At 47.8% G+C, this 26,569-nt stretch carries 20 protein-coding genes and 2 pseudogenes; 21 read left to right on the top strand and 1 reads right to left on the bottom strand.

From position 1 onward, the window contains the following. Positions 1 to 81: 81 nt before the first annotated feature. The 9 genes from pepA (at position 82) to adhP (ending at position 8,879) form a co-directional block, all read left to right on the top strand. The gene (gene pepA / locus IV71_RS03600) at positions 82 to 1,152 is read left to right on the top strand and encodes a glutamyl aminopeptidase (RefSeq protein ID WP_010017817.1); all 1,071 of its coding nucleotides are present in this window, start codon (positions 82 to 84) and stop codon (positions 1,150 to 1,152) included. Then, positions 1,152 to 2,336, top strand: coding sequence for an FtsW/RodA/SpoVE family cell cycle protein (locus tag IV71_RS03595; protein ID WP_010017819.1), 1,185 nt, complete (start codon positions 1,152 to 1,154; stop codon positions 2,334 to 2,336). The genes pepA and IV71_RS03595 overlap by 1 nt, the downstream gene beginning before the upstream one ends. After that, the gene (locus IV71_RS03590; protein ID WP_010017821.1) at positions 2,336 to 2,659 is read left to right on the top strand and encodes a YlbG family protein; all 324 of its coding nucleotides are present in this window, start codon (positions 2,336 to 2,338) and stop codon (positions 2,657 to 2,659) included. The genes IV71_RS03595 and IV71_RS03590 overlap by 1 nt, the downstream gene beginning before the upstream one ends. Beyond that, on the top strand, positions 2,660 to 3,214 hold the full coding sequence (gene rsmD, locus IV71_RS03585; protein ID WP_010017824.1) for a 16S rRNA (guanine(966)-N(2))-methyltransferase RsmD: 555 nt from the start codon (positions 2,660 to 2,662) through the stop codon (positions 3,212 to 3,214). A 14-nt stretch (positions 3,215 to 3,228) separates the two neighbouring features. Further along, positions 3,229 to 3,708, top strand: coding sequence for a pantetheine-phosphate adenylyltransferase (coaD, locus tag IV71_RS03580; protein ID WP_010017825.1), 480 nt, complete (start codon positions 3,229 to 3,231; stop codon positions 3,706 to 3,708). A gap of 69 nt (positions 3,709 to 3,777) precedes the next feature. Then, entirely contained in the window at positions 3,778 to 4,473 is a 696-nt protein-coding gene (locus IV71_RS03575; protein WP_010017826.1) for a helix-hairpin-helix domain-containing protein, read from the top strand. Further along, positions 4,470 to 6,800 carry a DNA internalization-related competence protein ComEC/Rec2 gene (locus IV71_RS03570; protein ID WP_056995015.1) on the top strand — a complete coding sequence of 777 codons (2,331 nt, stop codon included), beginning with the start codon at positions 4,470 to 4,472 and terminating at the stop codon, positions 6,798 to 6,800. The genes IV71_RS03575 and IV71_RS03570 overlap by 4 nt, the downstream gene beginning before the upstream one ends. After that, entirely contained in the window at positions 6,769 to 7,764 is a 996-nt protein-coding gene (gene holA / locus IV71_RS03565) for a DNA polymerase III subunit delta (RefSeq protein ID WP_010017827.1), read from the top strand. Before IV71_RS03570 ends, holA begins: the two co-directional genes overlap by 32 nt. Positions 7,765 to 7,856: 92 nt before the next feature. After that, positions 7,857 to 8,879: an alcohol dehydrogenase AdhP gene (adhP, locus tag IV71_RS03560; protein WP_010017828.1), complete on the top strand. Its 1,023-nt coding sequence runs from the start codon at positions 7,857 to 7,859 to the stop codon at positions 8,877 to 8,879. Between the two features lie 61 nt (positions 8,880 to 8,940). Here adhP and IV71_RS03555 read toward each other — a convergent pair. Beyond that, positions 8,941 to 9,899 (bottom strand): annotated as a pseudogene (locus IV71_RS03555) (Dyp-type peroxidase). A 170-nt stretch (positions 9,900 to 10,069) separates the two neighbouring features. Between IV71_RS03555 and recX the strand changes: the two are divergent. The 12 genes and pseudogenes from recX to IV71_RS03495 all read left to right on the top strand — a co-directional run. Beyond that, positions 10,070 to 10,867 (top strand): recombination regulator RecX, encoded by a 798-nt coding sequence (recX, locus tag IV71_RS03550; RefSeq protein WP_010017829.1) that lies wholly within the window; start codon positions 10,070 to 10,072, stop codon positions 10,865 to 10,867. Between the two features lie 147 nt (positions 10,868 to 11,014). Beyond that, positions 11,015 to 11,584 (top strand): nucleoside tri-diphosphate phosphatase, encoded by a 570-nt coding sequence (ntdP, locus tag IV71_RS03545; RefSeq protein WP_010017830.1) that lies wholly within the window; start codon positions 11,015 to 11,017, stop codon positions 11,582 to 11,584. Between the two features lie 121 nt (positions 11,585 to 11,705). Continuing rightward, complete coding sequence (locus IV71_RS03540; RefSeq protein ID WP_010017831.1) at positions 11,706 to 15,335, top strand: PD-(D/E)XK nuclease family protein; 3,630 nt, start codon at positions 11,706 to 11,708, stop codon at positions 15,333 to 15,335. Next, positions 15,328 to 19,158 carry a helicase-exonuclease AddAB subunit AddA gene (gene addA, locus IV71_RS03535; protein ID WP_010017833.1) on the top strand — a complete coding sequence of 1,277 codons (3,831 nt, stop codon included), beginning with the start codon at positions 15,328 to 15,330 and terminating at the stop codon, positions 19,156 to 19,158. Before IV71_RS03540 ends, addA begins: the two co-directional genes overlap by 8 nt. A 91-nt stretch (positions 19,159 to 19,249) precedes the next feature. After that, positions 19,250 to 19,438: pseudogene (locus tag IV71_RS03530) on the top strand (YqgQ family protein); the annotation flags it as partial. 207 nt (positions 19,439 to 19,645) lie between these two features. After that, positions 19,646 to 20,602, top strand: a complete 957-nt coding sequence (locus IV71_RS03525; protein ID WP_029489969.1) for an ROK family glucokinase — start codon at positions 19,646 to 19,648, stop codon at positions 20,600 to 20,602. Positions 20,603 to 20,754: 152 nt separating this feature from the next. Continuing rightward, complete coding sequence (locus IV71_RS03520; RefSeq protein ID WP_010017837.1) at positions 20,755 to 21,327, top strand: GTP pyrophosphokinase; 573 nt, start codon at positions 20,755 to 20,757, stop codon at positions 21,325 to 21,327. Between the two features lie 18 nt (positions 21,328 to 21,345). Then, complete coding sequence (locus tag IV71_RS03515; protein ID WP_338066605.1) at positions 21,346 to 22,173, top strand: NAD kinase; 828 nt, start codon at positions 21,346 to 21,348, stop codon at positions 22,171 to 22,173. Between the two features lie 81 nt (positions 22,174 to 22,254). Continuing rightward, positions 22,255 to 23,160, top strand: coding sequence for an RluA family pseudouridine synthase (locus IV71_RS03510; RefSeq protein ID WP_010017839.1), 906 nt, complete (start codon positions 22,255 to 22,257; stop codon positions 23,158 to 23,160). Positions 23,161 to 23,230: 70 nt separating this feature from the next. Further along, complete coding sequence (mgtE, locus tag IV71_RS03505; RefSeq protein WP_010017841.1) at positions 23,231 to 24,598, top strand: magnesium transporter; 1,368 nt, start codon at positions 23,231 to 23,233, stop codon at positions 24,596 to 24,598. A 203-nt stretch (positions 24,599 to 24,801) separates the two neighbouring features. Then, positions 24,802 to 25,242, top strand: a complete 441-nt coding sequence (locus IV71_RS03500) for a hypothetical protein (RefSeq protein ID WP_010017842.1) — start codon at positions 24,802 to 24,804, stop codon at positions 25,240 to 25,242. A 16-nt stretch (positions 25,243 to 25,258) separates the two neighbouring features. Continuing rightward, positions 25,259 to 26,569: GH25 family lysozyme (locus IV71_RS03495; protein WP_056995014.1), on the top strand; the 1,311-nt coding region annotated here is incomplete at its 3' end.

The raw sequence follows: 26,569 nt of genomic DNA, 5'->3' as shown, positions 1-26,569 counted from the left end.
AAAGGTTGGGAAATCTCCTTTCCAGTCGGTCACTTGCTGGGCTATAATAAGGTATTACAACATTTTAGGGGGGCGCAAGTTATGAATCAAGAAACATGGCAAAGAATCGTGAAGTACACGGAGCTACAGGGAACGTCCGGACAAGAGGAGGCCGTTCGTCGGGCGTTTCGTGACGACCTAACGCCGTTGGTTGACCATGTTGAGCAAAACGACTTGGGTGGCCTTTTTGGTACCAAAGTCGGCCGAGAAGATGATCCACGTGTCATGTTCGCCGCTCATTTTGATGAAGTTGGCTTCATGGTGGCAGGTATCTTGCCAACGGGAGCCCTCCAAGTTGTTTCACTTGGTGGCTGGAACCCAGTGACAGTGCCTGCCCACCGATTCACACTTTTTACTAAAAATGGTCAATACCCGGTGGTGTCTTCCTCCGTTTCCCCACATCTTTTGCGTGGCAAGGGCGGAGCAGCTGCCTTAAGCATTGATGATATTCTTTTTGATGCTGGTTTTGAGTCAAAGGAACAGGCGGAATCAATGGGCGTTCGTCCGGGTGACTTTATCGTTCCGGAGAGTAAGACAGTACGGATGGCCAACCCTAACCGTGGACTGTCCAAATCCTACGATAATCGTTTCGGTGTCTCGGCTATTTTATCAGCATTGACAGATTTACAAGGTGTGCAAACACCGAACACCCTGATTATGGGGGCTAATGCGCAGGAAGAGGTCGGTTTGCGTGGTGCGCTCCCCGCCGTTCAACAGTTCAAGCCAGATGTCTTCTTTGCTGTTGATTCGTCGGCCGCTAACGATGTTGACCAAACGGTTGGTCGGCAAGGCATTCTGGACCAAGGAACACTGATTCGTGTCTTTGATCCAACTGTGGTCACGTCGCCACGCTTAAAGGAATTTATTTTGCAGACGGCCGAAGATAATCAAATTCCTTATCAATACTTTGTTTCAAAGGGTGGAACCGATGCTGGAGCAGTTCAAAAGTATGGCCAAGGGTTGCCAGCAGTTGCCTTAGGCGTTGCTTCTCGTTATATTCACACCCACGAAACTGTATGGTCGATTCCGGACTTTGACGCTGCCCGTGAATTGATTGTTGCTCTTGCCAAAAATCTTGATCGTTCGGCTGTTGATGATATTGTGGGGAAGTGATGTTTAAGAAGTTACAACGCTTAGATTATTGGATTGCCGTTCCATACGCTGTTCTTTCCTTAATTGGAATTGTCATGGTCTTTTCAGCAACGCAGAATGCCTACTTAGCGCCAATTATGTCCTTTGCCAAGCAGGCGATTTTTGTGGTTGTTGGTTGGTCAGCGGCTTTCTTTACGTTTAAAATCAACCGACAGGTGCTTCGATCATCTTCACTTTTAAATAGCTTGCTGGTGATTACGACAATTTTATTGATTCTTGCTCGATTAGCGCCAGCTGTTAACGGTGCCCACGGCTGGATTAACTTGGGGCCTGTGACTTTGCAGCCCGTTGAATTAGCAAAGATTATCTTAATTCTATACTTTTCTCAGTGGCTATCGGCCTATCCATGGCAGCCTGGTAAGGGTCTTTTGGGTTTTATTCGGTTATGGCTGCAAAAGGGTCGTTGGCTGAAGTTAATCTTTCCAGGATTGCTTTTGGTCATTACGCTAGCGATGCCGGATATGGGAAACTTTTTCATCACCCTAGCTGTGCTAACCCTGATGATTTTGGCATCAGGGGTTAAGCCGAAAGCTAACTTGATTTTGCTCGTTATTTTTTTCATGATTTTGGCTTTTTTGCCAAATATTATCGCCTTCTTTGATTTGAAGGAATCGTCTTCTTACGCCATTCGCCGACTATCTAACTTCGTTGATCCGTGGTATAACATGGACCAAAGTCGCCAACTGTTGTACTCTTATTACGCGATTTCACACGGTGGCTTGTTTGGAGTTGGCCTGGGGAACTCATTGATTAAGCCATACTTGCCTGAGTCGAATACCGACTTTATCATGGCGGTGGCCGCGGAGGAACTCGGGGCCCTTCTAGTTGCCGTTGTTCTAGGTCTTATGATGATTTTGATTGGCCGGTTAGTCATTATTGGCATTAAACAAAAAGTTCAGTACAACCGCCTCTTTTTGTATGGCCTAGCTGCCCTTTTGATTATGCAATCCTTTGTTAACTTGGGCGGGGTACTAGGCTTACTGCCGATTACCGGCGTTGTTTTTCCGTTTATCTCAGGTGGGGGTTCTTCCTACGTTTTCTTTTCGGCAGCCGTTGGTTATGCCCTAAACATTGCCGCCCAAGAAAAACAGTTAGCTCGACCTAATCCACAAGATGATGCTGCACGAAGGGAATTAAAGCACTAATGTTTGATATGCAGGAACGAAGGGCCTTATACGTATACATGCGTGGCCTGAAACAGGTGAATCAACTAAAAAAATTTGGTGATATCGCCTATATTTCGAACAAAATGAACTACGTGTCTTTGTATGTGAATGAAGATCAAGTCGATGAATTAGTAGATAAGCTGAAGAAGTACCGCTTTGTTAAAACGGTTAAGCCCTCAGCCCGTCCTGATATCAATCCAGACTTAGATGATCAGCACGACGATGTTTTTTTTGAAGCTTATGACAAGGAAGTAAGCAATCAAACGCCGTCTGATGAACAAGCAAAGACGGAGGAAGAGTAAATGCGAGTCATTGCTGGCAAATTTGGCGGCTTACACCTTGAAGCGGTGAAGGGACGGGCAACCCGTCCGACTACTGACAAAGTCAAAGAGGCGATTTTTTCAATGCTGTTGCCATACCTTGATGGTGGTGAGGCTTTAGATCTTTATGCCGGAACAGGTGGCTTGGCGATTGAAGCCATTTCTCGTGGGATGGACCACGCCTTCTTGGTTGATAAGCAGGCGGCTGCCCTAGCCGTTATTCAAAAAAACATTGCAAAAACGCACGAAGAACAAGCGTTCACGGTGATAAAGTCACCGGCCAATACTGCGTTAACACGGTTGGCTAACCAAGGCGTGACTTTTCAATTGGTCTTACTCGACCCACCTTACGCAAAAGAAAAGTTGAAGCAAGATATTGAGAAGATGATTACTTTGGGATTGCTGCAGGATGGGGCGATTGTGATGGTTGAATCAGATCAAGTGGCCGATTTACCTGAGGCAGACGAACGGCTTGATTTAATCAAGCAAAAGGACTACGGCATCACCCGTGTGTCCCTTTATCGTTATGATAAGTGAGGAGAAAGTAAAACATGAAAAAGGCGGTTTTTCCTGGATCGTTTGATCCGCTGACAAACGGACACTTGGACATTATTGCGCGTGCGGCGGATTTATTTGATGAAGTCGTCGTTGCCGTGGGGAAAAATACGAATAAGCAAGGACTTTTTCGACCGGACGAACGGCTAGCCTTAGTGAAAGCTGCGGTTTCCCACATTCCAAACGTATCGGTTGGCCAAATTGATGGTTTAACAGTCGACTACATGGCCACCATTGGTGCCAAGTTTATCATTCGTGGTTTGAGAAATTGTAAAGACTTTGAATACGAGCGGGACATTGCGGGTGTTAATTCGGTTCTTGACGACGTTGAAACCGTCCTACTCTTTGCCAAACCTGAAAACCAAAACATCTCATCATCGATGGTGAAAGAAATCTCCAAACTATCATCAAACCGATTGGCGGATTTTGTTCCACCCGTTGTTGTCAAAGCGTTACAGAATCATTTTGAAGCATAAAAACCTCCGAATTTTCGGAGGTTTTTTTCTGTGTTTTTTCGTGATATTTGCTAAAGGAGGTGACCAAGAATGAATCGATTTGAGTGGTCCGCCATTTGGCAAATATGCAAGCGTTATCGCTACTGGGTAGGGTCAGCCCTGCTTGGCCTATTTCTATTGCTTATGGGCATCTTTTTTCTACATCCAAAACAATCAAACCTTCCTGCTGAACCGGTGACTGCGGGCGGAAAGACGGCCTCCAGTGCCACGAAGGCGGTCGGCCAACCAGCTGCCAAGCGTTCAGATCAGGCTGTCAAAACAGCGATTAAGGTTGATGTGAAGGGGGCGGTTCAACATCCCGGACTTTATCAAGTAGAAGCTGGTGCCCGCTTAGCAGATGCTGTTCAAAAAGCAGGTGGCTTTCAGTCGCCAAATAGTCAGCAGCGGGTTAATCTAGCGCAACCGCTCGAAGACGGAATGGTCATCTATATTGCAAAGGAACATGAAGAACATGATCCGGCTATCACCAACGCTGGTTCCTTGCCAGGTAAAGAAACTGGAAAGGGTGGTAAAAAATCAAAGACTGCGTCGGCTAGTTCGCGTGTGAGTTTAAACCATGCTAGCCAATCAGAATTAGAGCAATTGTCTGGTGTTGGTCCCAAAAAAGCAGAAGAAATTATTTCCTATCGGGAGGAACATCCCTTTCAATCTGTCGATGAATTGAAAACGGTTTCGGGCATTGGGCCGAAACGGTTCGAGCAGTTGAAGGAAGAAGTGGCCTTATGATTCGCGTTCGCTTTCATTTTTTATTGGCGGTTGTTGGTGCCAGTTGGGTGACTGTGCTCTACCGACCGAATGCTGTCACGATTGTTTTAGCCGTCATCTTTTCATTATCTGTCCTGACTTTGAGGGACTTTCGACGCATCTGCCTCCTGTTTTTGTTAGCTCTTATTTTGATTGGCTATAGTTTGATTGGTTACCGTTCGTTAAGTATGGAAGAAGGACAAATAGCCCAGCAAAAAAACGTTGAGTTACTCGTTTTTCCAGATCAATTACAAGTCAGTGAACATGGTTTTGTACGGGGCCAGGGCCAAGATGAGCGGGGACAACGTTTTCTACTTGCTTATCAAGCAAAGAACCAAGAAGACGTGGACCGTTTTACGTCAATTAGCTTTCCCACAAAGATGAGCGGGCCAGTTAAACAAGTGCCAATTTTGGGGGCAACAAATGACTACCAATTTGACTTTCATCAATTTTGGAAGACGCAGCGGGTTACCCAGCAGACTACTTTTCAGTCGGTGACGTTGGCAAGGGCTCATGCTCAAAATCCTTTGCAGGCTTTTTTCTTTTTCAGCCATCGATTACACGCAACCGCTGGACGTTGGGCCAATCAACTTCCTAACCCTTTGGGGGATTATGCAGGGGCTCTTTTATTAGGGATGAAAGGAACGATGCTGTACGAAAACAATCCCAAAATCGCGGAACTTGGACTCATTCATCTTTTCGCACTATCGGGTTTGCATGTTTCTTTTTTAGCTAAACAATTTCGACAGCTTGCGCGGCGGTTACGAATCACCCGGGAAGTTGCCGATGGCTTATTGGCCGTTTTATTGGTCATGTTTTACTTTTTTACAGGTAGTTTAGCAGTCCTTTTCCGAGCCCTTGTGGCTGGCGAACTGCGGATTGTGAACCGAAACTTTTCCTGCCAGTGGCATCCTGTCACGATTTGGTCTTGGTCGCTTTTAGCTAGTTTAGTATTTTATCCACAGATATTGTTAACACTTGGTGGGCAGCTCTCGTTTGCACTAACGCTGGCAATTATCTTGACAGCACGGTACAACTATTGGCTGCGTGGGTTCTTTTTATCGGCTGTTAGTTTTCCCATTATATTAGCCCAACAATTTGCTTGGAATATCTGGCAAACGATGGCGAATATTCTCGTCGTACCACTTTTTTCTGTCATTGTGTTACCCGCGACGCTAATCGGTTATTTCGGTGCCTGGCTGTCCGTGGTAAAGGAATCGACCAATGTGGTCATTAACCTGTTTGACCGTTTCGTTTACTGGTTCGGGCAACTACCAGGTTATGTAGTGATAGGCGCTTTTTCCTGGCCGGTGCTATTATTTCTTTTTATTCTTCCTTGGCTTTTCTTTCGAGTTAAATGGCAACTGAAAAGCTTTTTCTCGCTTTGTTGGTGTGCGCTGTTCATTTTAAATTATGCATGGATTCATTGGCCGAAGGAGGGAGAATGGACGACTTTTGATATCGGGCAGGGGGATGCTGCTGTTCTGATCGAGCCGAAGCACCGCTCTGTCATGATGATTGATACGGGTGGGAAAGTCACTTTTGGTAGCCACCCCGTTTACCAAACGGCGAACCGGATTGAGACGAGGTCAAGGGTGCTGGAGCAAAAGAAATTAAAAGAACAGGAGGGGCTGGCTCAGTCGGTGATTATTCCCTACTTGCACGCCAGGGGCATTGCCCACATCGATACCATTTCACTATCCCACCAGGATCAAGATCACATTGGCGATACCAGAGTACTACTCGAAAACTTTCGGGTCGATCGGGTGGTGATGCCGGCTGGAATGGCTGAATTACCTGCTTATCAACGAAAAATTAAGCCCTACTTAAAAAATACCAAAGTGGTAGAAGCAACGGATAGGACCAAATTGACTAACTGTCCCCTTACCATTCGCTACCCCTTTGACTCGGGGTTGGCTGGCAACGATGATTCGTTGGCCTGGACGGGTCGAATTGGCGGAACTGAAATTTACACGGCGGGGGACTTGGACCGTTCGGGTGAACAAAAAATACTGGATAAGTATCCGTTCTTAGCGCCAAAGATTGTTAAGTTCGGCCACCATGGTTCGAGGACGGCAACTGATCCAAATGTTTTTGATGTGTGGCAACCAAGGATCGGTATCGTGTCAGCAGGACGTGATTCTCGTTATGGGCATCCGCATCAGGAAGTTTTGGATGTTGCCAATCATGAAAGGATGATTGTCTACAGTACACAGGTTCAGGGTATGCTAAGATATGTTTATCAGAAAAATCAGGGACATTTCGAGGTATCGCGTCATGACATTACAAAATCTAAAGGGACAAATTGAGCACGAAGCGTTGCCGGACTCCTATTTGGTAACTGGTGATGAACCGGCCTTACTTGAAAAAGCCAAGCGTTTGTTTGCCTCGATTATCCCTGTTGAAGACCAGGAAATGAATTTTTCTTCCTATGATTTTGCAACAGCTGGACTTGATGATGCGCTGGCTGATTTAACGGCACCGCCATTTTTTGGTAACCACCGGGTGGTCATGGTGACTAATCCGACTTTTCTAGCTGGGGGAGCAAAGTTATCGGAAGGGCAGGAACAAGCCTTGTCCACTATACTGGATCAGCCAGTTCCTGGTAATTTGCTCGTGATTTTTGCCGCTGATTTAAAGTTAGATAAACGTAAAAAATTAACCAAAAAGATTTTAAAACAGGCTGAACCATTAGATTTGCAACGTCTAAATGAACGACAAGTGCGCCAAGCCGTTCAGCAACTGTTAACTCAGCGTGCTTTTCAAATTGATCCAGATGCGGAGCAGGAATTGCTACTTCGGACACAAGCTTCGTACAGCCGTGTTTTACAGGAGTTACCAAAATTGCTGGCCTATGCAGCTGATAGTCGCAAAATTACGAGGCAGGCGGTGGATGATTTGGTTATTAAAGAGTCAACGGCCCAGGCTTTTGATTTGGCTGACCTTGTTTTAAAGGGGAAGCGGCAAGCGGCGATTGAAACCTACCACGACTTGGTCAAAAACGGGGAGGCCCCCCTTCGCTTGAACGCTTTGTTACTGGGCCAGTTCCGCCTACTTCTTCAAGTCGCCTCGCTGTCAGGTTCAGATGCTGATGCTGGTAAGACTTTGGGTGTTCATCCATTCCGCGTGAAGTTGGCGCGGCAGTCGCTGCGAAACTACCCATTGGGAAAGATTCGTGAAGGGTTTTTAAAGATTTTGGATATGGAGATTCAAATGAAGTCGAAGCAAGTTGACCCACTCTTTTTATTTGAGCAGTTCATGGTGAATTTTTAATGAGCTGCTTTTTTTATTAGCTTTTTTTGATGAAAGATATGGTAAAATAATTATGTGAAATAATAAACAATCAATATAACAGGAGGCAACTTATGAAAGCAGCAGTTGTACGAAACACCCCAGATGGTTATGCCGATATTGTGGAGAAGACACTCCGTCCGATTAAGGCAAATGAAGCGTTGTTAGACATGGAGTACTGTGGTGTCTGTCATACCGACTTACACGTGGCAGCAGGTGATTATGGTAATAAGGCAGGAACCGTTTTAGGGCATGAAGGCATCGGTATCGTCAAGGAAATCGGTCAGGATGTGACTTCGCTTAAGGTGGGGGATCGGGTTTCAGTTGCTTGGTTCTTTGAAGGATGTGGGCACTGTGAGTACTGTGTTTCCGGAAACGAAACCTTTTGTCGTGAGGTAAAGAACGCTGGGTACACGGTTGACGGAGGAATGGCTGAACAGGCCATTGTCACGGCCGACTATGCGGTCAAGGTGCCAGAGGGCTTAGATCCCGTTGAAGCTAGCTCGATCACTTGCGCAGGTGTCACGACTTATAAGGCCATTAAAGTCTCAGGCGTTCAGCCGGGTGAATGGCAAGTTATTTTTGGCGCAGGTGGATTAGGTAACCTGGCCATTCAGTACGCTAAAAACGTTTTTAACGCCAAAGTCATTGTGGTGGACATTAATGACGATAAGTTGGCCTTAGCGAAGAAAATTGGGGCTGATATTACCATTAATTCCAAGCAGGTCGATCCAGTAGCCGAAATTAAGAAGGTAACTGGTGGATTGGGGGCCCAAAGCTCGATTGTGACTGCCGTGGCTCGAATTGCCTTTGAACAGGCCGTTCAGTGCTTGAAACCAATGGGTAAGATGGTCGCCGTGGCCTTACCTAATTCAGAAATGAACCTATCGATTCCTTCCTTAGTATTTGATGGGATTGAAGTAGCCGGTTCATTGGTTGGGACGCGACTGGATTTGGCGGAAGCCTTTCAATTTGGGGCGGAGGGTAAAGTGAAGCCAATCGTGGCCACTCGCCGTCTTGAGGAAGTCAACGATATCATTGATGAAATGAAGGCCGGTAAAATTGAAGGTCGCATGGTCATTGATTTCACAAAATAAATAAAAAGCCGTTCTCCAGAGTAAGTTTCGGAGAACGGTTTTTGAATGGTTTGAATTGACTTTAGTTAAACTCGCCATCTGCGATTTGTGCGAGTGTTTCGCGTGATGGGATGAAGAAGAGTTGACCAGTTAAAATGTCTGAAAAAGTCAACAAAAAGTCCGATTGGTCCAGCATGTTGATCAGCATGCCCTTCGTCACGTGCCAGTAGCGGGAATACCCCATGAAGTAGGTTCCCGTAACACCAGTGGCAGGGTCAGAGTAGGGAACGTTCATGCGAATAATCTTTTGTTCTTCGCCGTTTTCATCGTATTGGGAGGCCACGTTGTGGGCGTTTTGATACTTGTCTTCGTCTTCCAATTCCAAGTCGGTGAACTTCTCACGTCCAACGGCTTTTTCTTGGTGTTCAGTCTTCATCTTGTTCCAGAAGTCCATGTCGTGACGCCACTTCTGTGCAAAGGCGTAAGAACCGTTTTCATAATCAGGGTCTTCGTCACCAATGATGGCGTACGGTCGGCATCTTCAGCGGCCGGTGCTTCTGTTCCATCGATAAAGCCGATAATGGCCCGTCCCTCGAAGTAACGGAAACCTTGGGTCGAATCCAAAACCTCGGTGTATTCCTTCAAGAACTTCATGAATTGCGTTTGGCATTCGACGACGATTGCCTGGTTGTTGGCGCGAATGTGGAAGAAAAGGTCGCCTTCGGTTGCCGGCATCTCATAGTTTGGCCCTTTCAAAGTCTCGTAGGTCTCCAATTCCTTTGGCTTCGTCGTGTTCGGGAACAAGATATCCCAAGCATGGTTAGAAACGCCAATGGCAACTTTCAATTGGGAGGGGGTGCCATCGTTTTGACCATCGCGAATCCGCAACGAGCGGATGATGGCTTGAGAACGATCAGCGAAGGCTTCAAATACTTCCTTTAATTCTTCGGCGGGCAAATCTTTGAATTTCAAGACAGTAAATTGGACGCTTTGTCCAATATCTTTCCAGACATCTTGAGCGACTGCTGGATTGATGGGCATGGTGTAGTTCCTCACTTCATTTTGATTAATAATGGTATTATAGCGTATTTTTAGAGAACGATATTGGTTAATTAGAGTCATTGTTAATTAGTCTAATTTAATGCAACAATTTAGAATGAACGGATAGTGTGTGACTTTTCCTTTTGGCCCCACTCCGCTACAATAAAGGCATGGCAAAAATTACGAAAATTTCGACTCAAAAAAGAGCCGGTCGTTACAATCTCGAATTAGATGGTCGTTTTGCCTTTGGTATTTCGGAAAACGTCTTGGCGAAGTTTGGCCTGATGAAGGGGCGGGAACTGAGCCAAGAAGAAGTTGAGCGTATCAAGGCGGCGGATTTAGTGGATCAAGGGTTAAAAGTCGCGCTCAACTATCTATCACCAGCGTTGCGAACCAAAAAGCAGGTGGCCGAACGTCTGAAGAGCAAGGACATCAAAGAAACGGTCATTAATCAAGTGATTGCCTACCTCGTCGATCAGCAGCTCTTAGACGACGGAACTTATGCCAAGGCCTACGTGAACACAAAGCAGCTTTTTTCGCCAAAAGGGCCCCGTGTTATCGCCATGGAGTTAAAGCGGGCTGGGGTAGCGGATGCGTTAATCGAAGAAGCCTTGCTCAACTACGCCGAGGAAGATCAGTTGACCGTTGCGGTTAAAATGGCGGAAAAAATAGCAAAGAGTCATAAACGGGATTCGAACCGCATTCGGCAACAAAAAACCGCCCAGGCGCTCGTGCAAAAGGGCTTTTCTTTTGACATTGCCAGCCAGGCCATTCATCAGATTGACCTATCCCAAGATGACGAGGATGAACGAGCCAACGCCAGCCGTGAAGCTGAAAAAGTCCTGCGCCGTCAGCGGACTGGTACGGCCAAGGAACGTTACTACAAGGTGAAAGCCAAGTTATATAGTAAGGGTTTTTCGGGTGAAACAATCGAGGAAGTGTTAGAAAACATGGCGTTTGAAGACTAGCCTTCATCAATCTTAGCGCATCATCAGCCTAATCCATGGTTCACCGTTGACTAGCGAGTCGGAGCGACTTTCATAAACTTTAATCGAAATATTTTTAAAATATGATATAATCGAAAAGGAATTTTTTGTCAGAAAAGTGGGACGAGCATGATTGTTGATAAACCGAGTCGCGGGCCACGCGAAGGGGATGTCATCACGATCAAAAGCTACAAGCATGACGGCTCGTTGCATCGGACATGGCGTGACACCATGGTGTTAAAGACCAGTGAGAATGCCATCATTGGATTAAATGACCATACTTTGGTGACAGAAGATAACGGCCGGCGTTGGGTGACCCGCGAACCGGCCATTGTGTACTTTCATAAAAAGTACTGGTTTAATATTATTGCGATGATTCGCGATAACGGGGTTTCCTACTACTGCAATCTGGCTTCTCCCTACACATTAGATAAAGAGGCGCTCAAGTACATTGATTATGACTTGGACGTCAAAGTCTTTCCAGACGGCGAGAAGCACCTGCTGGACGCGGATGAATACGCGACCCACAGTAAGAAATGGCACTACCCTAAAGAGGTAGACCAAATCTTGAAGGCCCACGTTAAAATTTTGGTCGATTGGATTGACCATGAAAAGGGGCCTTTTTCAAAAGGATATGTGGATGTTTGGTATTCCCGTTACCAATACTTGATGCAACAGCGGTTGAATGATCGTCGTTGACCAAATCGAAAGCCCGGTTAATGACCGGGCTTTTTTTATTGATTAAAAGTCTTGCACTTCAATTATAAATTCGCCACAATGAAACTAACTAGACAAGAGTAAGCAGGTAAAGGGTGATAACATGACCGTGACTATCAACATCGCACCTGGGCAAGTGGACAGCCGGGCCCACTTTGTTAAGGAGATTAAAAAATCAATACAAAAAGGCGAAAAACGTCGAATTTTTTATCTTGTTCCCAACCACGTCAAGTTTGACGGTGAAGTGGATGTGTTGTCACGGTTGGCCAGAGAGAATGGCTTAGCGAAGACAGCTTCCTATGCCCAATCGCAGGTTCAGGTTTATTCGTTGTCGCGTTTGGCTTGGCGTCTGCTAGAAGACGAGGGCTTGACCCAACCACCAATCATTGGGGCGGCTGGGCTTTTTGTCATGATTTCAGAAATTTTAGCAGAAGAGAAGGCATCCTTACCGATTTTTGCCCGGATGGCAGCTAAGAAGGGCTTTGTCGAAAAATTAGTGGCTCAGCTAACGGAACTGAGGGCATCCAGGGTAACACCCGAAGACCTGTTGAATATCGTAAATCAACTGGACACGTCCTCGGAGCAGCAGGCACTCACGGCCAACGCCTTGCAGCAGAAGTTGCGCGATTTGTCGGTTGTGGCCGATGACTTTAACAGTCGCATCAATGGGCAATATCTGTTGGCTCAGGAAGTACTGCCATATTTTGTGGCCCAAATGGCTGACGCTGATTTGTCCGACGCGGTTTTCTACTTTGACGGTTTCACCGGTTTTACGGCGGCCGAGTGGTCGGTGGTGAAGTTGTTGGTGGACAAAGCCGAAGTGCATGTAGCTTTGCTGGGGGATGTAGATGCTCAGGATTCGTTAAAAAGTCTGAGTGCGGGTTCCGTCTATGAAAAGCCATTGGAAACCGCCCGGACGATTCAAAAGCTCGCACAAGGCAGCAAAAAAGAGCTTCAAATTACTGTTCTGGATGAAGGGGACGCAAGCGTGCAGCAGAACACCCGGACGCATTTGCTGCGTGCCTGGGAAAAATTAGGCGCTTACCAGCCCTATGAAGCCAATCCCGATGAGCAGCGGAACACCCAGTTAAAGGCCTTTGTTGCGGCGAACGTCGTAACCGAACTGGAAGAAGTCGCACGTCGAATTCGGGAAGATTTACGGTTAAATCCGGGATTGCACCTGCGTGACATTTTGGTTTTGGCCCGGGATTTGGGGCCTTACAGTCAGCATTTGCCAGCCGTGATGGCGGACTTTGACCTCGCTTACTTTTTGGATAACGACGTGAAGATGGGGAACCATCCCCTCGTCGAACTAACGACCACACTGTTAGACAATCCAGGTAGGCTCTATCAGAAAGATAAGATTTTGACCATCTTGAAAACCGGCTACCTGCGGCCGGTAGTTAACGGCCAGCTGATGGACGATGAACCCTATTTTGAGATGGTGGCACAGTTGGAAAATTACCTCGACGGTCACCGGGTATCGAAGCGACTTTGGCAGGATGATTCGAAGGGCTTCGTGCTCTTTGACCTGCCAGTTGATGAGGAGTCGACGGCTCAGCGTCAAGATGATCAAGTGAACCAGAACATCAGTCGGTTAAAAGTCTTTGTCCACCAGCTCCTTGATGAATTGGTGGAACGGTTCGAAGGCGCTGAAAATATTGAAGCAGCTGCCCGCCGGTTGATGGACTTTTTGCAAGAACGACGGCTGCCAGAAGCCGTGTTAAACCAGCGTGACCAGTTGGTTGTTGCTGATCAACTAATCAGGTCACAACAGGTGGAAGAAGTCTGGCAATTATTTGTGAACATTTTGGACCAATTAGTTCAAGTTGCCGGCGAACGGCCTTTTTCTCGACAAACTTTCTTGCAGGGACTGCAGGCCGGCTTTGCTGGGGGAACTTTTTCAGGCATTCCCAACCAATTGGACCAGTTGACCATTTCGGAAGCGGGGATTGTTCAGAGTCAGCAGTACAAAAAGCTGTACTTTATTGGGGCAACCCGATCCGCGCTGCCGGCGCAAGTGAACAATAAGTCCTTGCTTTCTGACCAGGACCGGCTACTTGTCCAACCTGCTTTGGCTGAACAAGAGGAACCACGCTACTTGCAAGAAACGGCAAAGCAGCAAATGGGGACGGAAAACCTAGTCTTTTACAACGCCCTGCAAGCGGCGAGTGACGGCGTGACCATTTCCTATCCCTTGCTTGACCAAGACGGGAACGTGAACGAAGCCTCTCCATACCTGACCAGGTTGACCAATGCCTTTGATCAGGAGATTGAACCGGTGGCCACTTCAGCGAAGAACGAGGCGGAGCTGGCGACCCGCTACGCTGGTACTGCTCAAGCGACTTTGTCACAGTTAGTGAAGTTACCAGAAATTGAACAAGAGGGGGATGGCTTTGCCCAGATTCGACAAGCGCTTAATGACGCAGGTTTTCAAGAACAGGCTGACCGCGTCTTGGCCAGTCGTCATTATGCCAACCAGCCGGAAAGGTTGACCATTGAGATGGCCAAGCGCCTTTTTCATGGACCGCTCGTCTTGTCGATTTCACAAGTGGAATCCTTTTACCGAAATCCCTATGAGTACTTCTTACGTTATGGCCTTCGCTTGAAGGAGAAGCCAACGGTTGAAATCGATGCTCGAATTGAAGGGACGGTTTACCACGCGCTGTTTGAAAAAGCGGTGGACCAGGTCATCCAACAAAACGGCCGTCTGGCTGATTTGGATGATGGCAGTATCGAACGACAAGTTGAGGCCAGCCTCGATGCCTTGACGGCGGAAGTGGCCTTTTCAGAATTAACCGAAGAAGGTCAGGGACAAAGTCAGGCGCGCTTCATGAAGGAACGAGCCGTCAAGGTCTTGCAACAATTGCGTGACGTTGCCCGCCTAAACAACCAATCCCGACCAACGCGTGTGGAGGCGCCCTTCGGCTTTCCAGGATCGGACCTACCAATGGTGATGGTTGGTCATGGGCCAGCTGCCGTTCATCTTCGTGGAAAAGTCGATCGCTTCGATCGTCAAGAGGATTCGGGTGACTTTGGAACGATTGTCGACTATAAATTGAACGGTAAGAAGTTCGATTACCGTGATGCTGCCAATGGCTTGGAATTGCAACTGTTAACCTATTGGCAAGCAGTTAACGAAAACGCCAAAAAAATGGGCTTGGCAGAAAACGGACAAGTGGGGGGTGCGTTCTTTGCCCCCATCAACCAGCAAAAGATTAACTTTGCTGATTTCCATGGTGCCATTGATGAACTCTTGGCGGGGCAGTTGCCTGCTCAAAAGCAACAGCTAGCCGGCTTGGCCCTGGCTGATGACGAGTACTTAGACGACTTGGACCGACTGGAGGCCTCTGATAAGTCAACCGCCTACAATTTGGCGCGCAAAAAAGACGGTCAGCTAACGGCTGCTTCGGACACCATTGACAAGGGCGATCTTGAGTTATTGATGGCCCATAATCAGCGGTTAATCTTAGCGGCGGCTAGCAAAATCGCCACCGGTCATTTCGCTCTTTCGCCGGTCCAACAAAGTCTGCAGTATTCACCATACCAAGACGTGATGCGCTTCGACCGGGCCCTAGGGGACCGCTATCAAGAGCCGGATTACACGGGCGGGAAGAAACAGATTCTGGAACGACTCCGGCAAGAAAACGAAGCGATGGCTCCATCGGATGGTTTGACCAACGAGGGGCAGCAGAAACCAGAACAGCAAAGGGGAGGAAAGACCGATGCCTGAATTTACAGACAATCAGAAGAAAGCCATCATACATCAGGGACATAATATTCTGGTTTCTGCTTCGGCAGGTTCGGGAAAGACGACTGTCCTAATTGAACGGCTGATTCAGCGGATTATGGCTGGGACTGCCGTTGACCAGTTTCTTATCGTGACTTTTACCAGGGCAGCGGCTGGTGAAATGAAGGAACGGTTGGAAAAGGCGCTGACCACCCGTTTACAGGATACGGATGACGCAGCGATGCGTGCCTACCTGCAGGAACAGTTGGCTTTGTTGCCCACGGCAGCGGTGACCACCATTGATGGGTTTGCTTTGAAGCTCATCGAATCCTATTACTATACGATTGATTTGGATCCGGCCTTTCGCTTGGTTGCCGATAACGCCGAGGTGACGCTCTTTAAACAGCAGGTTTTAGATTCGCTTTTTGACGAACTATACGATAACAAGCATCCTGATCACTTAGCACTCATGGCGGCTGTTAACAACTTTGCTTCCGTTTCGCGCGATCAAAAGTTGAAAGACATCATTTTAAAGCTGGCTGACTTTGATGCTGCACGGCCCAAAGAGGATAACTGGCTGGACTCCCTTGCGGCGGGTGCGGATGAAAATCAGCCCCTCGATCAACAGCAAGCTTATCAAAGCTATTTAACCGATCAGGTTCGGCCAGCCGTCGTTGGGGCGCTGACGGAGTTACCGGAAGCGCTTTCCGCTGTCGAAGGAGAAGGCGATGAGAAAAAGTTCCAACAGGCCGCGACCGCCCTTTTGGAGCGGGAAGCCTATTTGAAGAACTTGTTGACTTTGTTGGACAATGACGCCCCTTATGAGGATTTACGAGCGGCAATCCAGCAGGACTTCACAGACAAATTTCCTAGCAGGTACACCGCAAAGATGTTGGAAAAGGACGAAAATGGTCCTGAAAAGGCAGCGCAACTCGAGTTGGCCCTCGCCTATAAGGACCGGCACTTTTCCGGTAAGACGGCCCCTTTGCAAAGTATGGCGGACGGCTTTTTCCGTCTCAGCGAAGCACAGTGGCAAACGGTTAACGCCCGTGGGCAGCGCATCATAACGGATTTGGTCGCGCTAACCAAGGATTATTTGTCGGCATTAAAAGAAGCAAAGACGGCTGAAAACGTCCTCCATTTTTCAGATTTGGTCGTGCTGGCTCGTCAGATTTTGCAGGACAAGGACATTCAGCGGCTCGTGCAGTCGCAGTTTGCCGAAGTTATGGTGGACGAATACCAGGATGTTAACCGCCTGCAGGAAGCCTTCTTAAAGGACATGTCGAACGGCCAGAACATGTACATGGTCGGCGATATTAAGCAGTCCATTTACGGTTTCCGGCAAGCGGCACCACAGCTTTTCGCTGGTAAGTACGAAGCCTTTGCCAAAGTCGATAACGAGGACGAACGAATTGAGTTGGCTGATAACTTTCGTTCCGAAAATAACGTGACCGAGGTCATCAACCAGATCTTCACTCAGATTATGGATGAGGAGTTGGGGGATGTGGCCTACCAAGGGTCGGCTAAGTTAGTTGCCAAGGCGGCCTTTCCAGAAGAGGTGCCGGCCATTTTCAACCTCGATTTATTGGCACTACCAAAGGTGAAACGATCTGAAGCGGCCAATGATGAAGAGGATGAATCCGAAGAGGACGACCGCGATACCCGTGAAAAGACGTTGACCTATCTCTTGCAGCGGGTGCAGAACTTGGTGCGTGAGGGGCAGGTCTACGATCAAAAACAGGGCGTGATGCGTCCCGTTAATTACGGTGACATTGCAATTTTGACCCGTTCGAAAACGACTTATCCAGATTTGCTTCGATTAGCCAAGGAGGCTGGCATTCCCGTTCAATCCGAATCCGTCGGTAACTATTACCAGACGATGGAAGTGTATTTGGTGCTGGATCTCTTACGCGTGATTGACAATCCTCATCAGGACATTCCCTTGGCAGCAGTACTTCGTTCGCCCATTTTCGGCTTTAAAGAAAACGAACTCGCCGAGATTCGTCTGGCCGACGAACGTCACGATTTTTACAGCGCACTCCAAGCGGTCGCCAAGGAGAAAAGCAGAGCTGCTAAAGTCTTAGAACAATTGGCAAACTGGCGGGTTTTTGCTCGCCAAAATGATTTGGTTGGCCTTATCTGGGCGATTTATCAAGACACGGGCTGGCTCGATTACGTCGCGGGACTACCCGGTGGTCCCCAGCGACAAGCAAACCTCCACGCCCTGTACCAGCGAGCGGCGTCTTTTCAAGAAAATGGGCAATCTGGATTATTCGCTTTTACGCGCTACATCGAGGAAGTGCAGAATTCTGGTGGCGACGTTGGCGAAGTGGCGCAGGAATCATCGAAATCGGCGGTATCCTTGATGACCATTCACAAGTCCAAGGGCTTGGAATTTCCAATTGTCTTACTGCCGGATTTGGATAAGCCCTTTAATAAAATGGACAGTTCGGGTGATTTTATCCTGCATAAGGATGCGGGAATTGGTCTGAACTACCTGGAAGAAAACGCCCAGGTTAAACTACCAACGATCGGTAAGTATGCCGTAAAGCAGGCCTTGAAAAAGCAGGCCTGGTCAGAAGAAATGCGGTTGTACTACGTGGCTCTGACCCGTGCTAAGCAACAGCTCTATCTGATTGGCCGAATCGATCCCTTGCAGGATAAAGTAACGAGAGAGCAAAGATTGTATCAAAACGCGCTACAATCGACCGACCAATTTCTGCCGGCAGCCGACCGGTTGGCCGCCCAGTCCTACCTTGACTGGACCTTGCAATCCTTTGCCCGCTTAGAGAATGCCGATTTGGATGCCCTGTTCTTAGCGGACAAAAGTCGCGAGCGTCAGTGGCTAGGAGCAGAGACGAATCGAAAAGGCCAAGTCCAAGTCCGCTATGTGCTGGAAGAAACGTTGCCGAATAAGAATGACTTAGTAAGCCCTGCGGCTCAAGTGAAGCGACAAGAAGAGCCGCATGAATCGGCCGCTGGACAGGCCATTGACCAGGTGCTCCTGGTTGAAAAATTAAGTTACCATTATCCATACGAGCAGGCGACCCAGACGGCCGCTTACCAATCGGTATCAGAAATTAAGCAGCTCTTTGAAGATCCCGACCGTCCTTACTTAACCGATCTTTATCTGGATGAAGAGGGGCGGGCCGTGTCCGCAGACGATGCTGTAGCCAAAGGACTTGCTGACGAAAAAGGCGCTGAAACGAAACCAAGCCAGAACTTGTTGAAGCAGGAGCTGCCACTGCCTTCCTTCATGTCGGATGGCAAAGTCAAACCATCACCAACGGCGGTTGGAACGGCCACGCACTTGATGATGCAGCTCTTGGACTTTAACCGGTGGTTGGAAGAAGCGGACTTAGAAAAGTTGTTGGCACAGTTGGTGGCCAGTGGAAAAATCGCACCTGAAGTCGCACCGCTCGTGAATGTGAGTCAAATTGTCGACTTTACACGATCGGACTTTGCCCAGACGATTGCACGCCACCAAAAGAGTCTAAAGCGTGAGGCGGCCTTTGCGATGGTCATTCCGGCAAAAAAGGTTTACCCAAATTTGCAGGATGAGCAGCCGATTTTGGTTCATGGAATTATCGATGGGTATTTTATCGATGAAAGTCAGAAAACAATTACTCTTTTCGATTACAAAACTGATTTCGTACCCAAGCGTGCCGGCGACCGACAAAAGCAGGCCATTCGGCGCTTACAACGAAATTACCGTGGTCAGTTAAATCTCTATCGTCAGGCCCTGCAGGATGAGTACCCGGATTACCAGGTTTTGCCGGGGAGAATTGTTTCGCTATCAGCCAATCTTGTCCTCACGTTGGACTAGTCAACGGTGTTGCACTTTTGCTGAAATGCGCCTATAATAGCCGAAACGTATCGAAAGAAGCTCGTGTTTTGCAGAACAAAAGGAGCAAGCGGTGAAGAATTTCTACGATATTTTGCAGTATTTAAAGCGCTACGATGTCTACATCCATGTCGGGAAACGACTTTGGGATATTGAAGTGGCGGCACTCGAAGTGGATAATTTATACAAAGCCAAGGTGTTGTCCACAGCGGATTATCAAACAATGAAGATTATTTTGGCGAAGGAACACAAGGACGAGTTGGCTCGCAGCACGAACGCCACTGGTTTTGATGCCAAAGAGGGCTTGAAGACAACCCTTTCTGAGCAGGGCGTACGAGGGTAAAGCCCCGTCAGAAAGTTTTTGTAAACGCTTGCAAAGCTTTCCCGTCCTTTGTTAAAATAAAGTTGTAATTAATGAATATAGGAGGCGAACCCCAACTTGCCTTGGCCGGTGGGGCTAACGATCATCATGACAAAAGATAAATTAATTGGTGTTGACCTTGGTGGAACGACTATCAAGTTTGCAATTTTGACTGACCAAGGTGAGGTCCAACAGAAGTGGTCAATCCAAACGAACATTTTGGGCGATGGTAAGTACATCGTGCCGGACATCATCGATTCAATCAATCATCACTTGAACTTGTACCAATTGGATCGCGAACGCATCATTGGAATTGGAATGGGTACTCCTGGAACGGTTGACCGTGTGAACGGAACGGTTAAAGGTGCCTATAACCTTGGTTGGGCGAAAGAAGAAGCCGTTAAGGAACCAATCCAAGCAGGAACTGGTTTCGAATTGACCATTGATAACGATGCGAACGTTGCTGCCCTCGGGGAAGCCTGGAAGGGTGCCGGTAACAACGACGCCGACGTTTCCTTCATCACGCTTGGAACGGGTGTTGGTGGTGGTTTGGTTGCAAACAATGAATTGATTCACGGCGTTGCCGGTGCCGGTGGTGAAGTTGGCCACATCATTGTTGAACCAAACGGTTACTTGTGTACTTGTGGTAACCACGGTTGCTTGGAGCAATATGCTTCCGCAACTGGGGTTGTCCACTTGGCTCAGGACTTTGCCGAACAATACGTTGGTGAATCCCGTTTGAAGAAGATGATCGATAACGGGGATGAAGTAACCTCAAAGATTATCTTTGACTTGGCTAAGGAAGGCGACTTCTTGGCAAACGAAACGGTTGACAAGTTGGCTTACTACCTAGGTTATGCCGCTGCAACGATTTCAAACATCTTGAACCCATCCGCTATTGTCATTGGTGGTGGGGTGGCCGCTGCCGGTGAATTCTTGCGCGAACGTGTCGAGAAGAACTGGTCGGTCTTTGCCTTCCCAACGGTTCGGACGTCAACACGTGTTAAGTTGGCTGAACTTGGGAACGATGCCGGTGTTATCGGTGCCGCTTCGTTGGCAAAATAAAGTTTAAAACGAATGATTGGCTCTTTTCTGAGCCCAAAAGAGTAGCCAAATGGCTACTCTTTTTCTGTCTTAGCCTAGTCAATGAAAAGATATGGTAAAATATAAAAGTATTGTGGCTTTATTTTGCCAAAAGGAGAGAAGGAGGCCGATTCGTGGAATGGGAGAAGTTTTTTGAGCCTTATGAACAGGCGGTAGCCGAGTTAAAAGTCAAGCTCGATTATTTGACGACTGGCCAAGTAAAAAGCGGTACACGTCCCGTTGAGTCCGTCACCGGCCGTGTCAAGTCGCAGGCCTCCATTGAAGAAAAAATCGTGCGTCGGCACCTGCACGAGGATCGGTTGGCCTTGGACTTGCAAGATATTGCCGGTTTGCGCATCATGACGAAGTACATTGATGACATCTATAAGGTCGTCGAATTACTCCGGAAGCGCACCGACTTTACCATCTTGGAAGAACGAGACTACGTGATGAACGCAAAACCATCCGGTTACCGTTCTTACCACATGGTGATTGAGTACCCCGTTTCACTGTATTCTGGGGAAACCAAGGTGCTGGCCGAGATTCAGATTCGAACGATGGCCATGAATTTTTGGGCGACGATTGAACATGATTTGAACTATAAGCATGGTGAGATTAAACCCGAAATGGCCACGAAACTGGCTGACATTTCTGAGCAAACCTTTGCTCTTGAACAGGAATTATCCGAAATTAAAGAAATGGATTAATGGGGTTTTCCACCGTTGATTCATGTCAAAGAAAGAAGTTCTATGAAAGTCGCACTCTATCACAACGACCAACAGCGGTCATTAAAAATTGTGAAAGAATTGAAAAAAGAGTTGGCCCAACAAGGCATCGAACGTGATGATGTCCACCCTGACCTCGTGATTACGGTTGGGGGAGACGGGACGCTCTTGGGTGCCTTTCATGAATACATTGGGGTTAATCCCGACCTTCGTTTTGTGGGATTGCACACGGGGCATCTCGGCTTTTATACCGATTGGCTCGGGGGTGAGGTGAAAGAACTCGTGGCTTCCTTGGTGAAGGATTCCGGGGAACGGGTTTCATACCCCCTGTTAAAGATGACAACGACCCAAGCAGATGGCCGTCAGACGGAGTACTTGGCTTTGAACGAAGCCACCATCAAGCAACCAATTGGCACGCTAGTGGCCGATATTTACCTGGGCGATCATTTGTTTGAGGGCTTTCGGGGTGACGGCGTGGCCATTGCAACACCGACGGGTTCCACAGCCTACAACAAGGCGAACGGCGGGGCGGTTTTGCACCCCTCCATCAAAGCCATTCAGATGTCAGAAATTGCTTCGATCAATAACCGGGTCTTTCGTACCTTGGGGTCACCCCTCATCGTGCCAACCGGTCAGACAATTACTGTGAAACCAAAGCACCAGTCGTTTTTGATCACCTGTGACCAATTAGAAATTTTGGCAGAAGACGTGGTTTCGGTTACCTTTGAAGTGGCCGAAACGATGATTCACTTTGCTTCCTACCGTCATTTGGACTTTTGGTGCCGGGTGCAGGAAGCCTTCATTGCCGACAACGCTTTGGACGAGTGATGGCTAGCGCCCAATCACCGTACCATTAATTTTTGAAAGGAAGGACCAGTGTCGCTAATCCGGCTGGTCGAGTAGCAAAGCATGAAATTTTCTTGGACCTATGAAGGGGATGAGGACCGTAAGGTTCGTTCTTTTCTCCAAAGTCATGGTGTTTCCCACCGCATGTTTTCACAGATGAAACACAACGGGGGCGCCATCTTAGTAAACGACAAGCAGGTCTACACGTCCGATTATATTAAGAAGGGGGATGTTGCCACCATCATCATGCCGGTGGAACAGGGCAATGATCTGGTGGTGCCTGACTTTGACCCCATCCAGGTGATTTATGAAGACGACCACTTTTTAGCCGTGGATAAGCCCTACGGGGTGACCACCGTACCGGGGCACGCCGACCGATTGCATACTTTGGTTAACAAAGTCAAAGGCCACCTCATTGACGAGGAAGCAGAGGATTTGGTGCCACACGTTGTCACTCGTTTGGATCGGGATACCTCGGGTATCGTCTTACTGGCTAAGCACCGCTTTGCCCATGCAGTCTTGGACCAGCAGCTCCAAGACCATTCGGTTGAAAAGTTTTACACGGCCTATGTCTCGGGAATTTTGCCAGATGACCATGGTATCATCGAGGCACCAATCGGTCGTCTCGAGGGTGACTTTATTAAGCGAACGGTAACCGAGGACGGCAAACCATCGAAGACGGAATACTGGGTGGAGCAGCGCTACGAAAAAGACCCCGAGCATCCCATGACCCGTGTTAAAGTCCAGCTGCATACCGGACGAACACACCAGATTCGTGTGCATTTCAAGCACATTGGGTTCCCATTGGTGGGCGATGACCTTTACGGGGGCCCACTTTGGTATGGCTTAAAGCGTCAAGCTTTGCATGCTTATCAGATGGCTTTCTATGATCCTTTTGCCGAAGAAACAAGGCACCTGCAGACTGATCTGCCGGAGGACTTGGTGGCGTTAAAGGGAGTCGAAGATTGATTCTTCGAGATAAAAAAGAAATGAGTGGAAAGGTTGCGAGAAGGGCAACCTTGAAAGGAACAACGAAACGATGGAACAAGATAATGACCAGCAATTAAAGGAAACGGTTCATGATTTAGTGAATTTAATCAATTCCGGTCAAGATGACGAATTCATGAATCGCTTTACGAACTTGCACGACTTTGAAAAGGGGCAGGTTTATGCCGCCATGCCCGAAAACATTCGTGAAGTCGCTTGGCGCATTATGGATGATGAAACGCTGGCAACGATTTTTGATAATTTGGAAGTGGATCCAGAAGAAATCGTGGAGCTCTTGGAAGAGATGCCCGCACAAAAGGGTGCGGATATTCTCGTTGCCATGTTTGCCGATAACGAAGCCGACTTGTTGCAGGCCATGCCAGCCCGTAAGGTGGCCAATTACTTAGCCTTGATGCCAGCGGACGAAGTGAAGGAAGTCAAGCAGCTCATCAACTACGACGATGAAACGGCCGGGGCCTTGATGGCGACGGAGTATTTGGCCGTTAAAAAGTCCGAAAAAGTCAAGGATGTTTTGATTCAGGTTAAGAAGCAGGCCGAAGAGGCCGAATCAATCATTTACGTGTACGTTGTTGACGAAGAACACCGGTTGATTGGGGTGGTGTCACTGCGTGATTTGCTAACACATCCGGACGACATGACCATTGATTCCATCACCAATACCCGTGTCATTTCCGTTAAGGCCGATAGCGACCAAAAAGACGTGGCCCAGGTTGTTGCGGATTATAACTTCTTTTCCGTACCCGTCATTGATGACGAGAAGCACCTGCTCGGCATCATTACCGTTGATGACATCGTTGACGTTATTGATGAAGAAGCCGTTGGTGATTATTCCGGCCTAGCAGCCGTGGATGTTTCGGATACGGATGATTCGGCTTGGCACTCCGCGGTTAAGCGAATTCCGTGGTTGTTGACTTTGTTGGTCCTTGGTTTGGCCTCAACCGTCCTGGTTGGCCTCTTTGAGCACACCATTCGTCAGGCGCCAATCCTAGCGGCTTTCATCACCATTATTGCTGGTACTGCGGGTAACGCCGGTACCCAGTCGTTGGCCCTGGCTATCCGTCATTTCGGAAACGGTTCCGACCGTTCGGGTTTCAAGAACCTGTTGTCCGAATTCATTTCAGCCATTGTTTTGGCTGTTATTGGTGGTGTTGTTCTTTATGCTGTCACCTTGTTCTGGCAAGGGAACCAAAGCCTAGCCATGGCTGTTGGTCTGTCTTTGGCCCTCTCAATCTTGGCCTCTTCCGTTCTGGCTCACTTAGTGCCCGCTCTTTTGAACCGGGTCAACGTCGATCCAGCCATCGTGAACGGTCCCTTGGTTGCCACGGTCTGTGATTGGGCATCCATCCTAATTTATTTCAGCATTGCCACGGCCATGTTGTCACAATTTGTGGGGAAGTAAAATCTTTTAAAAAAGCGAACCTGAATGGCTCGCTTTTTTTGTACCCAATTTCTAAGTAAACCGAAAATAATATAAAGCAATTTGAAAATTTGTCCTAATCGGCTGAAAAACATGAAAAATCCGAATATTTCCTGTAAAATTTAAGGTGTATTTAATCTGGTGCAGTCCGTCATAAATGAACACACAGAAGATTGGAGAAACACATGAAAAAAATCATTATTTCCTTAGCAGCATTGGTAGCTGCTGGATTGGTTGTCTGGGGTGCGTTTGCACTAGGAACGAACCATGATTCAAGCAAGAGCGACGATTCTTCGAGCTCTTCCAAGGTCGTTTCAAGTAAAAAAACAAAGAAATCCACGAGTTCGTCTGCTAGTTCCTCAGCTAGTTCGTCATCAAGTGCGAGTGCACAGTCTTCAGCTGCTTCCTCTAGTTCGAGTGAAAAGCACACGGCTTTTGGTGGACAGGGTGCTGCCCAACCAAGTACGCCAAGCCAAGATCAGGTGAACGATGCAACAACGCAGTTGCGTAACGCTGGTTTCCCGGTCGATCAGTGGGCCCCATCAGATATTGAAAAAATTGTTTCGGAAGCCAAGCAACAGGGTGTGTCTGTTGTTGACTATGCGAAGCAAAATTACCACCAGTAAAAAGGATTTTAGATAAATGAATGTGAAACACGCACTATTAACATTAACGGCCGTTTCGGCCTTTGGTTTGGCCGCTGGACAAGCCCAATCACAACATTTGGTTTCAGCTGCAGATGTTGAGCAAGTGACTGCTGGACAGTCTGGCTTGCCACGGATGGACGCCGTTGACATTGCTTCCTACCAGGGAAATTTGACGGTTGATGACTTTAAGAAGATGAAGGACCTTGGAATTACCGGGGTGATCGTGAAGTTAACGGAAAGCACGACCTACACCAATCCATTTGCCGCTACGCAGGTGGCCAATGCGCGGGCAGCTGGGATGAAGGTTTCTGCTTACCATTTCTCCCGCTATGCTAACGAAGATCAAGCTCGCGCAGAAGCAAACTACTTTGCCGATGCGGCCAAAAACCTTGGGTTTGCTTCATCTGATGTTTTGATCGATGATTTGGAAGCTTCCGGCACGAAAGTCGCCTCCGTTTCATCCAACGCCCGAGCCTTTAACAACCAGTTACAGTCCCGTGGCTTTACCAATCCATCCCTTTATACCTATGTTTCGTATAAGAACGAATTGAATTTGGATACATCCTTTGTGGATAACCAGCATATTTGGATGGCCCAGTATCCTTTCGAACCATCAGCTGACCATATCTGGAACACAGAATACGGGATGTGGCAGTGGTCATCAAACGTGAAGATTCCTGGTGTTTCTGGAACCTTTGATGTTTCGATGGACTTTACCAAGCTCGCTTCTGCCGGATCAGGAACAACGGTCAATCAATCAGCCGTGGCAACACCAACGGCTGCGACGGTGGACAAGAAGTCCGGTTATCTCTTTGATGAATCTTCGAATGGTTGGCGCTGGTTTGAAAATGGTCAGTTATTCACTGGCTTCAAATGGTATGCCGACACGTTCTACTGGTTTGAAAACGGTGTTCGTTCGAACAATGCTTGGCACGAGGCTTGGGGAAACACTTACTACACCGATGCCGATGGTCGTGCTGTTCAAGGACTACAAACAATCGGTGATAAGCGTTATTACTTCGGTGATGATAACAGCTTTACGCTTCGTAAGAATCAGACCTTTACCGTTAACGGTCAGCAGTATCACTCGGATGCAAACGGCGTGATTACGAACTGGAGTGGCTACATCTATGACGGTTCCTCACAAAACGGTGGCTACCGTTGGTACGAAAATGGTGAACTCTATACCGGTTTCCGTTTCTACACAGGAACCTACTACTGGTTCATCGATGGTGTCCGCCAAAACGCTGGTTGGCGCCAGGCCTGGGGTTACACTTATTACACGGATAACGATGGTCGTGCCGTA

It is taken from the genome of Fructobacillus fructosus KCTC 3544 (assembly GCF_001438695.1).
GTDB lineage: Bacteria > Bacillota > Bacilli > Lactobacillales > Lactobacillaceae > Fructobacillus > Fructobacillus fructosus.
The sequence above is the reverse complement of the archived record's forward strand: the minus strand, read 5'-3'. Positions and strand labels throughout refer to the sequence as shown.

Bases quoted from the DNA above. Each gene is read 5' to 3' on its own strand.
- IV71_RS03525 (WP_029489969.1), top strand. From the start codon at position 19,646: ATGACAAAAGATAAATTAATTGGTGTTGACCTTGGTGGAACGACTATC.
- IV71_RS03595 (WP_010017819.1), top strand. From the start codon at position 1,152: ATGTTTAAGAAGTTACAACGCTTAGATTATTGGATTGCCGTTCCATAC.
- adhP (WP_010017828.1), top strand. From the start codon at position 7,857: ATGAAAGCAGCAGTTGTACGAAACACCCCAGATGGTTATGCCGATATT.
- IV71_RS03540 (WP_010017831.1), top strand. From the start codon at position 11,706: ATGACCGTGACTATCAACATCGCACCTGGGCAAGTGGACAGCCGGGCC.
- IV71_RS03570 (WP_056995015.1), top strand. From the start codon at position 4,470: ATGATTCGCGTTCGCTTTCATTTTTTATTGGCGGTTGTTGGTGCCAGT.
- coaD (WP_010017825.1), top strand. From the start codon at position 3,229: ATGAAAAAGGCGGTTTTTCCTGGATCGTTTGATCCGCTGACAAACGGA.
- holA (WP_010017827.1), top strand. From the start codon at position 6,769: ATGACATTACAAAATCTAAAGGGACAAATTGAGCACGAAGCGTTGCCG.
- pepA (WP_010017817.1), top strand. From the start codon at position 82: ATGAATCAAGAAACATGGCAAAGAATCGTGAAGTACACGGAGCTACAG.
- mgtE (WP_010017841.1), top strand. From the start codon at position 23,231: ATGGAACAAGATAATGACCAGCAATTAAAGGAAACGGTTCATGATTTA.
- addA (WP_010017833.1), top strand. From the start codon at position 15,328: ATGCCTGAATTTACAGACAATCAGAAGAAAGCCATCATACATCAGGGA.
- IV71_RS03590 (WP_010017821.1), top strand. From the start codon at position 2,336: ATGTTTGATATGCAGGAACGAAGGGCCTTATACGTATACATGCGTGGC.
- IV71_RS03575 (WP_010017826.1), top strand. From the start codon at position 3,778: ATGAATCGATTTGAGTGGTCCGCCATTTGGCAAATATGCAAGCGTTAT.
- rsmD (WP_010017824.1), top strand. From the start codon at position 2,660: ATGCGAGTCATTGCTGGCAAATTTGGCGGCTTACACCTTGAAGCGGTG.
- IV71_RS03500 (WP_010017842.1), top strand. From the start codon at position 24,802: ATGAAAAAAATCATTATTTCCTTAGCAGCATTGGTAGCTGCTGGATTG.
- ntdP (WP_010017830.1), top strand. From the start codon at position 11,015: ATGATTGTTGATAAACCGAGTCGCGGGCCACGCGAAGGGGATGTCATC.
- IV71_RS03510 (WP_010017839.1), top strand. From the start codon at position 22,255: ATGAAATTTTCTTGGACCTATGAAGGGGATGAGGACCGTAAGGTTCGT.
- recX (WP_010017829.1), top strand. From the start codon at position 10,070: ATGGCAAAAATTACGAAAATTTCGACTCAAAAAAGAGCCGGTCGTTAC.